We start from the raw sequence: 12,341 nt of genomic DNA on the forward strand, positions 1-12,341 counted from the left end.
AAGAGGTGTACTTTCTCTGTTTAAAAGACTTTAAAACGTTTTAGGTTGTTTTAATTATTTGATACAAATAGGCAGTTTTTTGAGAAAAAACGAAAGCCTGTCCGATTGAATATACCTTAATTTTGGACAAATCAATTATACAAACTAATCAATCTAGGTATGTTTAAGGGTCTTAAATGTCTGCCAATTTCTGCTACTTTGCTCTGCTGTGCGAGCAGTTTTATTCCTTTAGCAAAGGGAGCAAATTTATTCCCAGTTTCTTCTGATGGGATCGAGTTGCAAAAAGCAATTAAAGGGGTTGTTAAGGATAAAGAGGGCAATCCGATCGTGGGAGCGACAGTCGCATTGAAATCCAAACCCAGTCTCGCAGTCTCAACAGATGCGAAAGGTAATTTTAATCTGACGGGTGTCAATGCCGGTGAACTTTTGACCGTAAGATCTGTAGGCTACCTCTCCAAAGAAGTCGTAGCGAGTGCTGATTTAGCCATTACATTGGACGATGAAAATTCACGTATCGGCGAAGTGGTTGTGGTCGGGTACGGTACACAAAAGAAGGAATCTGTTACTGGTGCAATCACGGCAATTTCTTCGCAGGATATTTCCAGATCTGTTGCGACTACAACCTCAGGAGCTTTGGTCGGGAAGATTGCAGGGGTCAATAGCCGGATGTCAGATGGACGCCCCGGCGCATGGACGGGGATCAGCATCCGGAATATGGGCACTCCCTTGTATGTGATCGATGGTGTTCAAAAAGATGAAGGCCAATTCAATAATTTGGACTTCAATGACATCGAATCTGTTTCGGTTTTGAAGGATGCGTCCGCAGCGATTTATGGTGTACGCGCAGCCAACGGAGTGGTGGTTGTAACGACAAAGAAGGGGAAGCGGGGCGACAACAATACCTTTAATATCAATTCGTATTATGGCTGGCAAAGTATGTTTCGCTTTCCCAAGCCTGCAGATGCAAGTACCTATGTAAAGAGCTACATTCAATCGGATGCCATTCTTGGTGTGAAGGATCCCAAGTATTCATTAAGCGATCTTGAAAAATGGCAGCAGGGGACGGAAAAAGGTTACCGCCCATTTGATTGGTACGATTATATCTTAAAAACTAGTCCGCAAACCTATGTTTCTGGAAATGTGAGCGGTGGGTCCGAAAAAATCAATTATTACTTAAGTGCCGGGCATCTCGACCAACAATCCATTATCCGTAATTATGGTGGTTTCAAACGTACTAATGTTCAGATGAACATTGATGCGAGCGTATCTAAACGATTAAAAATCGGGGCCAATTTGAACGGACGGATCGAACAGCGCAAACAACCTGGGGTACCCGGTGCTGACGATACTTGGCAAGCCTTATTTGCCATTTACCGCAACTTACCTACTGCGCGGCCATTTGCCAACGACAATCCGCTCTATCCAACACAAACTGCCGCCAATACCGAGACGAATTTTGCGATGCTGAATTATGATCTATCGGGTACATATCAGGAAAAATGGCGGGTGATGCAACTAAATTTTAATGCCGAGTATAAGATTACAGATGATTTGGTTGCCAAAGGAACGGTAGGGTACTATTTGGCTAATAAGTGGATGGATAATCAGGAGTTCACTTACAAATTGTATGGCTATGATGAAAAAACGGATACCTATCCAGTTATATTTAGCATGGATAACCCTTGGCGGGAGCGGTCTATCGCTCAAATCGAAGAAATTTCAACACAATTCACTTTAAATTATAACAAACGTTTTGGAAAGCATGGTGTGAATGCTGTATTAGCCGCGGAGTCAATAAAACGAGATAACCCCGATATTTATGTCCACGACAGACCAGCATCAAATGCATTGAGTTTGATCTATTTTCAAACGATGGATACCTATAATGATACTGGAGTAAATACGCAAGCAAGAGCCGGCTTTGCAGGTCGGGTCAATTATGACTACGATCAAAAATATCTTTTAGAACTTTCATCGCGTTATGATGGATCCTGGAAGTTTGCTCCTGGAAGTCGATGGGGATTTTTTCCTTCAGCATCCGCGGGATGGCGGATCTCTTCTGAAAAGTTTTGGACAGATGGCATGCGGAAGGTACTTGATGATGTTAAGCTTCGGGGATCTTACGGGATATTGGGGGATGACAATTTGGATGATTGGAAATATTATGCTTTTGGTTACCTGAGCGGATATACCTATAATTCCAAAGGTTCGACGATTGACGGAAAATATGTTATTGGCACCCAACCCCGTGGACTTCCTGTCAAAACGCTTTCCTGGATTGAGGCGCACATGTTGAATGTGGGGCTTGATTTTAGCACATTAAAGGGAAGATTGACTGGTAGCTTGGATTTCTTTCGACGGAAAAGAAGCGGTCTACCGGCCTCCAGAAATGATGTATTGATACCAAATGAGGTTGGTTTTAGTCTGCCTTATGAAAACCTAAACTCCGATATGCATAAGGGTATCGATGGCTCAATTATGTGGCGGAGTAAGGCTGGCGATTTCAATTACTTTGTCGGTGGTAATTTTACATTTGCCCGTCAGATTGATGGTGAACAATATAAACCCCGGTTTGGGAATTCCTGGGATCAATATCGGAACTCCATTTTTGACCGCTACGCCTATCTAAATTGGGGCTTACATGCTACTGGACAGTTTCAGTCCTGGGAAGAAATTGCCAATTACGATGTAGACAATGACCGTCAAGGTAATTCTACCTTGAGACCAGGAGATATAAAATATGAAGACATCAATGGGGATAAAGTGATCAATGAGCTGGATCAGCGGCCAATAGGATATCGGCAAGGCGGACTTCCATATTTCAATTTTGGAATTAATCTGGGCGGACAATTCAAGGGATTTGATCTGGCCATGGATTTGACAGGAGCAGCATTTGCATCCTATCGTCCCAATTACGAAGCGATGAACCCTTTCCACGATGGTGGAAATAATCCGCAATATTACATGGAGAATCAATGGATGCTCAGTGATATTACCAACCCGAATAGTACATTGATTCCCGGCAAGTATCCAACATTGATTCGCGGAAATCAAAACCATAGTAATTATTGGCATAGCGATTTTTGGCTCACCAATGTCAATTATATAAAACTAAGAAATCTTCAGATTGGATATACCTTGCCAGATAAGTGGATGAAAGCTCGTGGAATCCAAAAATTACGAATATATACGATGATGCAGAATCTCTTCAGTATAGATAATTTGGGTGATATGAAGATCGATCCGGAAATCACAAGTGATTCAGGTGTTCAATACCCAACAAACCGGGTTATAAATGTGGGTGTTAATTTAACTTTTTAATAACATGATAAAGAGGAAGGTTATTTTATGGAGTGTATGTTTAGTATGTACATTTTCAAGCTGTAATAAGTTCTTGGACCGGGAATCACAGGCAATTTTTACCGATGATCAGATATTTTCAGATCAAAATATGGTGAAGTCAGTGTTGGCCAATTATTACGGAAGAGTCAGCTGGGGCCAGCAGTTTGGCGACAACGGCTCCTTTGCAATGCTAGATGAAGCCGGATTTTCCAGTGGTTCTCCTAACAATATGCAGGAGTTTCCAAATGATTTTTGGCGGATGTATGATTACGAATTGATCCGCAATTTAAACCAATTTATTGTGGGTGTCCGTCAATCGACACTGGACGATAATAATAAGAAGAGCATAGAAGGGGAGGCTCGTTTTATTCGTGCTTGGACGTATTTCAATATGATCAAGCGTTTGGGGGGAGTGCCATTGGTGGGAGATAAGGTATATGATTATACAAGCGGGATGGATCCGGCCGAACTGCAGTTATCGAGAGCCACGGAAGCTGAGAGCTATAATTATGTCATCAGTGAATGTACTGAAGCGGCTAAAATGCTCGGTACAGAGAAAACCATCAATTCGGCGAGAGCCAATAAATGGACAGCTTTGGCGTTAAAAGCCCGCGCAAGTTTATATGCTGCTTCCATAGCCAAGTATAACTATAAAACTCCAGACGTGAAGACTGCAGGAAATGAGGTGGGTATCCCTGCATCTGAAGCAACTAAATATTATCAAATAGCTTATGAAACCGCTTTGGATATAATAAATAATAGTCCTTATGCGCTGTATAATGCAAATCCGGATAAGGGCAAAAACTTCTATCTTGCCGTAACCTCAAAATCAAGCAATGAAGTAATTTGGGCAAAAGACTATGCTTATCCTGGTGAGACCCATTCTTTTACCAATAATAATATAGCATCATCAGTCCGCGGTGATATTGATGCCAATTTCGTAACCCCAGTACTCAATTTGGTGGAAGCATTTGAATATACAAATGATCGAAAAGGGGATCTGAAAACGAAGACTGCTGCTGGTGACTATGTTTATTATACAAATCCCGAAGATCTTTTTGCCAATAAGGATGCACGCTTGTATGGTACGGTAATTTACCCCGGAGCAGATTTTGCTGGAACGAAAATAACTTATCAGGCGGGGGTTCGGTATAAAGAAAATGGTACATGGAAGACAGTAACAGGTTCGCCTGGTTCCTCAAATGATAAATTTGGCGGACTTGTTACGAGTGAGGATGGCCCTACGACTTCCAACGATATGTATGTCAATAAAACTGGATTTAATATCCGGAAGTTTATTGACGAAAATAAAGATGCCTCTACACGCGGGCGCGGTTCGGATATTTGGTTTGTCCGTTTTCGTTATGCTGAATTTCTGTTGATCGCTGCAGAGTCGGGGCTTGAACTTGGTAAACCGCAAGCTGAGTTGACTGGATATATCAATAAGATCAGGGAGCGCGCGGGAATACAAGCATTGACGACTATTTCTTTAAATGATATCATTCAGGAGCGTCGCGTTGAATTTGCTTTCGAAGATCATCGTTATTGGGATTTGAAACGTTTGCGCATCGCCCATGAAATCTGGAACGGAAGTGCTGATAATTACAATGCGGTGCACTATGCCCTATTTCCGTATAAAATATACGCTCCTGGGGATCCTAACAATGGTAAGTGGGTTTTCGAGAAACAGAAATCTAGCCATACGCTCTATCCGCGAAATTTTAAATATCAGAACTATTATAATTTCATTGACCAAAATTGGATTAACAACAATCCGAAGCTAGTCCGAAATCCTTATCAATAGCATTATTCTTATGAAAACTTTTTTTTGTAAATTAATAGTCGGTTTGTGTTTACTCTTGGGTGTTTTTGCTTGTGGCAAAGATAATTATGATGCACCACAAAGCACATTAAGCGGACATGTAACCTATAATTCCAAACCTTTGGGGCTGAGAGGATCCAATCAATCGGTCTATCTTCAACTCTGGCAGGATGGTTATCAATTTCGGTCTCCTATTAATGTTTATTTAACTCAAGATGGTTCGTTTTCTACGAAACTTTTCGATGGAAAGTACAAATTGGTGACAACCAGTGGAAATGGACCATGGGTGAGCAGCGCCGATACGTTGCTAGTTGATGTGAAGGGCAATACCACAGTGGATTATCAGGTGAAACCCTACTACATGATGAGTAATATAACCTATAACACACAAGGAAATATCCTTAAAGCATCTTTTGATATCGAAACGATAGATGCTTCAAGAACGATTGATTTAGTCACCTTATTGGTCAATGATACAAAATTTGTGGATTTGGGCCAATATACATATAAGATGGAAAAAACTGGATTAAATGCCGGCCATGTCGAATTGGAACTGGATATCAAAGATATTTTGACCAAGAGCGCAGCGGTGTATGCGCGCGTAGGGTTACGGGTAAATGGGATTACCGAGGCGCTGTACGATAGTGAACCAAAGAAACTAAAATAAAAATGATTAAAAGAATTGGCTTTTTAAGCTTATTGTTGGGGTTTGGCTTAGCTACGTCGGCTCAATCAAGAATAGCAACTTCCGTAAACCAATTGCCGTTGACAGGTAAGAATACACAATACGTGAACAATAGGGCTCCACTGAGACAAAATGCCTTGCTGAAATTGCCGGTAGGCAGTATAGTGCCTGAAGGCTGGTTAGGGAAGTACCTAGCGTTGCAAAAAGATGGTCTCACAGGTCATTTGGGCGAAATTAGCGCTTGGATATCCAAAAAAAATAATGCTTGGTTAAGTACGGATGGGAAAGGAGATTATGGCTGGGAAGAAGTTCCTTATTGGCTAAAAGGTTATGCTAATCTGGGCTACATCTTAAAAGATCCTACAATCCTAGCGGAGTCAAAGATATGGTTGGAAGCCGCACTAAAAAGCCAGCGTCCTGATGGATACTTTGGGCCATTGATGCTGCGTAACAACAAACCAGATCTTTGGGGGAATATGTTGATGTTGTGGTGCCTGCAATCTTATTATGAATATAGCGGTGACCAACGTGTCTTAACCTTGATGACCAATTATTTTAAATGGCAGGCCAATTTGCCGGATAGTTTTTTTCTTAAAGACTATTGGGAAAATAGTCGGGGTGGTGACAATCTGCTCTCGGTTTATTGGCTCTATAATAGAACACAGGGGAATGAATGGCTGATGGATTTAGCAGATAAAATCCATCGGAATACCGCCAATTGGCGCCAGAAAGATGATTTGCCGAATTGGCATAATGTTAATGTAGCGCAGTGTTTCAGAGAGCCGGCAACCTATTATCTGAAAAGCCAATCGAGTGAAGACCTGAATGCGACCTACGCTAATTTTCATTTTGTCAGGCAGGTATTTGGTCAGGTTCCAGGCGGTATGTTCGGTGCCGATGAAAATGCACGTCCAGGATATACCGATCCCCGTCAAGGGGTGGAAACCTGTGGTATGGTCGAACAGATGGCGTCCAATGAAATCCTTCTTGGGATAACAGGCGACCCATTTTGGGCAGATCATGCGGAGGAAGTCGCTTTCAATACCTATCCAGCAGCCGTAACAGCAGATTTCAAGGCCTTAAGGTATATTACAAGTCCAAATATGACCATCAGCGACAGCCATAATCATGCTCCTGGAATTGATAATAACGGGCCATTTTTAATGATGAATCCCTTCAGTTCACGCTGTTGTCAACATAATCACAGTCAGGGCTGGCCATATTATGCTGAGCATTTGTATATGGCAACGAATGATAATGGTGTTGCGGCAGTACTATATGCCGCATCAAAGGCTGAAATCAACGTCGGAAACAAGCAGGCTATTCAGATCCGGCAAGAGTCCAATTATCCTTTTGAAGAATCGCTACGATTTGAAATAGGAACACAGGGTAAAACGGTTGATTTTCCCTTTTATCTCCGTATTCCAGCCTGGGCGAAACAAGCGAAAGTAACGGTTAATGGTAAAAGCCAAGCTGTGGAAGCTGGTGCAAAATATATTCGGATTCAACGGCAGTGGAAAGACGGCGACAAGGTCGAACTTTCCTTACCAATGACCATAGATCTGAAAACATGGACAGCCAATAAAAATTCAGTGAGTATCCAGCGTGGACCATTGACCTATGCCCTTAAAATCAAAGAGAATTATGTGAAAAAAGATAGTAAGGCTTCGGCAATAGGAGATTCCAAATGGCAGGAGACTGCAGATCCATCCAAGTGGCCATCCTATGAAATCCTTCCTGCAAGTGATTGGAATTACGGACTTGTACAAAATCAATTGCAAGCTGTTGACCACCTAAAAGTGGTCAAACGACCATGGCCTAAAGATGCATTTCCTTTCGACGCAGAAGCAGTACCTATTTCGATTCTTGTGAAAGCGAAACGTATCGATGGGTGGAAAATTGATGAAAACGGGTTAACGGGGGTATTGCCTCTGAGCCCCGTGGAAAGCAAAAGCGAGGTACAGGAAGTTGAACTAATTCCAATGGGAGCAGCACGTTTGCGCATTGCTGCTTTTCCCACGGTGAAATAATATAAATACGATATAAATAAATGACTTAACGATTTTTTATGATGAAGAAAACCTTATTTTTTGCCAGTTTGATGATGGCAGCACAATTGAACTTTGCTCAGGATTGGAAACCCGCCGGATCACATATATTAACCCCCTGGGGCGAGAAAGTAACGGCCCAAAAGCCACATCCTGAATACCCTAGGCCACAATTAATCAGAACCAATAACTGGCAGAATTTAAATGGACTATGGAAATATGCTGTCACTCCGGTAGGTACTAAAGAGATTCCTCGGCAATGGGACGGCAACATCCTTGTTCCTTTTGCTATTGAATCGGCATTGTCCGGTGTTGGTAAAGAGGTTGGAAAAGATAAAGCCTTATGGTATAATAATACCATAACATTGGACAAGTCTGTCCATAAAAATAAGGTCCTGTTGCATTTCGGTGCCGTAGATTGGCAATGTGATGTGTATGTAAATAATCAATTGGTCGGAAGACATGAAGGTGGTTTTGATCCATTTTCGATGGATGTGACAAGCTTCCTAAAGAAAGGAGCGAAACAGGAAATAGCCATTCGGGTATGGGATCCGACTGATGATGGTCCACAACCACGGGGTAAACAGGTGAACAAGCCGAATGGAATATGGTATACACCAGTGACGGGAATTTGGCAGACCGTTTGGTTAGAAAGTGTTCCACAAGCTTATATTGTAAGTACCAAACAGACGCCGCGATTGGACGATGCTGTCTTGGCCTTTCAAGCTTCCGTAGAGGGAAGCCAAGCCGGCGACGAAATAAAGGTGCGTGCATTGGATGGCGGAAAGCTTATTAAAGAACAAATAGGACAACCCAATACATCTTTTGATCTTTCGGTACCCAATCTGGAGCCCTGGTCGCCGAGTACCCCTAAACTCTATGATCTGGAAATTCAGCTGATTCGAAAAGGAAAAATCGTAGACCAGGCGAAAAGCTACTTCGCCATGCGGAAGATAGCCATGCAGAAAGATGAAAACGGCGTTCAACGTTTAATGTTAAACAATAAGTTTACTTTCCAATATGGTCCATTGGATCAAGGCTGGTGGCCGGATGGTCTACATACCGCACCGACGGATGAAGCGCTGAAGTTTGATGTCGTCAAAACAAAGGAAATGGGATTCAATATGATCCGTAAGCATATCAAGGTAGAACCGGCACGTTGGTATCGGTACTGTGATAGTATAGGTATGCTTGTCTGGCAAGATATGCCTAGCGGCGATCTTGGTGGAAATCATTGGGATATGCAACCGGGAAAGATTTCAGGTGGCAATCGGGATAAAGTACGTTCACAGGAATCTGAGAATTACTACCGGAAAGAGTGGAAAACCATTATGGAGGTATTGCACAACTATCCAAGTATTGTCATCTGGGTGCCTTTCAATGAGGCTTGGGGGCAATTCAAAACGAAGGAAATTACGGAATGGACCGTGGCTAATGACCCGTCAAGACTCGTAAATAGCGCCAGTGGTGGTAACTTTATGGAAACTGGACATATCTTGGATATCCATAATTATCCGGATGCAGCCATGCCTGATCCAAATTTGTTTGGTGCTAAACAAGTGCTTGCATTGGGTGAATTCGGTGGTCTGGGATTACCGATAGACGGACATTCTTGGCAACAGAAAGACAACTGGGGATACCAAAGTTTTAAAAATAAAACGGAATTATTGGAGCGTTACAAACGTCTTATCCATGATTTGACACGTCTAATTCCGATGGGATTGTCGGCCGCTGTTTATACACAGACAACAGATGTGGAAGTAGAAACAAATGGTTTGATGACTTATGATCGAAAAGTTGTAAAAATGCCTGAAGCAGAATTGAAGGCTGCACATCAGGCGCTTTATAATGCACCTACCAAATAATTGATAGCGATATGGCCGCAACCCGTGTTGCGGCCTAAATTTATAGCTGAAAGTATACCTGTCAACCTAAACCTATTTTATACGAAATCAATGAAATTAAAATTACTAATTGCAACGGCTATTGTATGTCAATCGGTATCGTCGTTTGCACAAAAACAAGTCCTTAAGAATGATCTTCGCGCGCCTGCCTATCCTTTAGTAACAATTGACCCGAATACAAGTGCCTGGTCCTATAGCAACGAATTGAATGCAGATGTTGTGCGCCATTGGACCGGAAAATCCTTTCCCTTATTGGGCGTCCTTAAAGTGGATGGAAAACCCTATCGCTTCCTGGGCAAAGAAGAGGCTGAACTCTTGCCTTTGGCCCGGATGGGCGAACATGCGGCTTGGACGGGAAGTTACGTTGTCAGCGAACCTGCCTCAGACTGGATGAAACCTTCATTTGATGCACGGCAATGGAAAATGGGAGCAGCGCCATTCGGTACCAAGGACAAAGAACCCAATGTGGAGACTGATTGGCAGGAACCTAAAATTTGGGTTAGAAGGGAAGTTGAACTGACTGAGGATCTTACGGGCAAATCCGTATATATCGAATTTACACATGACGATGACGCTATTTTGTACGTCAACGGTATTGAGGTTGCTAATACAGGCAATTCGACAGGTAAAAATAGTCGGGTCAAGCTGCCCGAACATGTCGTAAAAACATTGAAGAAAGGAAAAAATATACTCGCGGGTTATTGCTATAATAGGGTAGCGAATGGATATTTTGATTTTGGACTCTTTACAGAAAAAGAAGGTAGTATTCAATTCGACAATGAAGCGAATCAGATCACTTCCAATGTGCAGGCAACACAAACACATTATTCGTTTAACTGCGGGCCCGTGGACTTAAATATTACATTTACTGCGCCGATGTTTTTGGATAAATTGGACTTAATGGCTAGACCCGTAAATTATCTTTCCTATACAGTCCATGCGAAGGATGGCAAGAAACACCAGGTACAACTTTATTTGGAGGCGGCACCAAATTGGGCACTGAATTCTCCTCTTCAAGATGCGACAAGCAGTTCCTTTATTTCCGGAAATCTCCAATTTGTAAAGACAGGAAGCAAAAGCCAGCAGGTTCTAGGAAAGAAAGGTGACGACCTACGGATAGATTGGGGGTATTTCTATATGGCAGGTGCAAAATCAAAGACAAAGTCAGCGGTCGGAAGTAGCCATCAATTACGCTCTAATTTTCTGAAGAGTGAAAATAGCTCTTCTCCAAATGGAGGGCAACAATTGGCACTGATGCAAACTTTTGATGTCTCATCAAGCTACCAGGATAAGATCTTGTTGGGCTATGATGACCTGTACTCGATCCAATATTTTGGACAAAATTTACGACCTTATTGGAATACCAATGGAAATAGTTCCATTGAGAAACAATTTGAACTGGCCGACAAAGAGTATACTGTTCTCAAAAAGGCTGCTGATAAATTTGATGCCGAATTATGGGGTACAGCTTTGCGCAACGGCGGTGAGGACTATGCTGCATTATGTGCCTTGGCCTATAGACAGGCAATCGCCGCTCATAAACTTGTAAAAGCACCCAATGGCGATCTGCTTTTACTGTCCAAGGAAAATGATAGCAATGGGTCAATAGGAACTGTTGATGTAACCTATCCTTCGGCTCCGATTTTCCTTTACTATAATCCAGAACTGGCAAAAGCACTAATGAACGCCATTTTTTATTATAGTGAAAGCAATAAGTGGACAAAACCTTTTGCTGCGCATGATGTTGGGACCTATCCTTTAGCGAATGGCCAAACTTACGGTGGAGATATGCCTGTCGAAGAATCGGGAAATATGCTGCTATTAACTTATGCTTTAGCGAAGGTGGAAGGCAATGCCGCTTATGCCAAAAAACATTGGAAAGTGTTGTCTACCTGGGTAGATTATCTAGTCGATAAAGGTCTTGACCCCGAAAATCAGTTGTGTACAGATGATTTTGCAGGCCATTTTGCGCATAATGCCAATTTATCCATTAAAGCTATTTTGGGTATTGCATCTTACGGTTATCTGGCCCAAATGCTTGGTGAAGAGGCTACGGCGAAAAAGTATTTGACCGAAGCAAAAGCAATGGCGATGAAATGGAAAAAGATGGCCGAAGATGGGGATCACTACAAGTTAACTTTTGATAAAAGTGGAACCTGGAGTCAAAAGTATAATATGGTCTGGGATAAATTGCTTAAGATGGATATTTTCGACCCTTCTATCCGTGAAACTGAAATTAAATACTATCTCGGCAAACAAAATAAATACGGACTTCCCCTGGACAACCGTCAGCCTTATACCAAAACCGATTGGATTATTTGGACGGCGACTATGGCAGATGATAAGCCTACCTTTGAGGCATTTTTGAAGCCAGTCTACCGTTTTATGAACGAAACAACCGATCGCGTTCCCATGTCGGATTGGACTTATACAGACCGTCCTAAAAGAGCAGGATTTAAAGCACGATCTGTTGTTGGCGGGTATTTTATCAAAATGTTGGAAGAGAAATTGGGAAAAGCAAAATAGCTTTTCCTATGATA

At 42.2% G+C, this 12,341-nt stretch carries 6 protein-coding genes; all 6 read left to right on the forward strand.

Annotation, left to right across the window (positions count from 1 at the left end; all coding sequences use genetic code 11):
* Window positions 1-159 precede the first annotated feature (159 nt).
* The 6 genes from B2O97_RS19215 to B2O97_RS19240 all read left to right on the forward strand — a co-directional run bounded on the left by B2O97_RS19215 (window position 160) and on the right by B2O97_RS19240 (window position 12,327).
* Window positions 160-3,321, forward strand: a complete 3,162-nt coding sequence (locus B2O97_RS19215) for a SusC/RagA family TonB-linked outer membrane protein (RefSeq protein WP_159333087.1) — start codon at window positions 160-162, stop codon at window positions 3,319-3,321.
* Between the two features lie 4 nt (window positions 3,322-3,325).
* The gene (locus tag B2O97_RS19220) at window positions 3,326-5,146 is read left to right on the forward strand and encodes a RagB/SusD family nutrient uptake outer membrane protein (RefSeq protein ID WP_159333086.1); all 1,821 of its coding nucleotides are present in this window, start codon (window positions 3,326-3,328) and stop codon (window positions 5,144-5,146) included.
* Between the two features lie 10 nt (window positions 5,147-5,156).
* Window positions 5,157-5,831 carry a DUF3823 domain-containing protein gene (locus B2O97_RS19225; RefSeq protein ID WP_046675395.1) on the forward strand — a complete coding sequence of 225 codons (675 nt, stop codon included), beginning with the start codon at window positions 5,157-5,159 and terminating at the stop codon, window positions 5,829-5,831.
* A gap of 2 nt (window positions 5,832-5,833) precedes the next feature.
* The gene (locus B2O97_RS19230) at window positions 5,834-7,879 is read left to right on the forward strand and encodes a beta-L-arabinofuranosidase domain-containing protein (RefSeq protein WP_286767929.1); all 2,046 of its coding nucleotides are present in this window, start codon (window positions 5,834-5,836) and stop codon (window positions 7,877-7,879) included.
* A gap of 38 nt (window positions 7,880-7,917) precedes the next feature.
* Window positions 7,918-9,762, forward strand: a complete 1,845-nt coding sequence (locus B2O97_RS19235) for a glycoside hydrolase family 2 protein (protein WP_286767930.1) — start codon at window positions 7,918-7,920, stop codon at window positions 9,760-9,762.
* Window positions 9,763-9,852: 90 nt separating this feature from the next.
* A complete protein-coding gene (locus tag B2O97_RS19240; protein ID WP_286753715.1) occupies window positions 9,853-12,327 on the forward strand; it encodes a glutaminase family protein in 2,475 nt (824 codons plus the stop codon).
* Window positions 12,328-12,341: the final 14 nt, after the last annotated feature.

It is taken from the genome of Sphingobacterium sp. UBA865 (assembly GCF_002295765.1).
GTDB lineage: Bacteria > Bacteroidota > Bacteroidia > Sphingobacteriales > Sphingobacteriaceae > Sphingobacterium > Sphingobacterium multivorum.

Coding starts and splice junctions, on each gene's coding strand:
- B2O97_RS19215 (WP_159333087.1), top strand. CDS start 160: ATGTTTAAGGGTCTTAAATGTCTGCCAATTTCTGCTACTTTGCTCTGC.
- B2O97_RS19220 (WP_159333086.1), top strand. CDS start 3,326: ATGATAAAGAGGAAGGTTATTTTATGGAGTGTATGTTTAGTATGTACA.
- B2O97_RS19225 (WP_046675395.1), top strand. CDS start 5,157: ATGAAAACTTTTTTTTGTAAATTAATAGTCGGTTTGTGTTTACTCTTG.
- B2O97_RS19230 (WP_286767929.1), top strand. CDS start 5,834: ATGATTAAAAGAATTGGCTTTTTAAGCTTATTGTTGGGGTTTGGCTTA.
- B2O97_RS19235 (WP_286767930.1), top strand. CDS start 7,918: ATGATGAAGAAAACCTTATTTTTTGCCAGTTTGATGATGGCAGCACAA.
- B2O97_RS19240 (WP_286753715.1), top strand. CDS start 9,853: ATGAAATTAAAATTACTAATTGCAACGGCTATTGTATGTCAATCGGTA.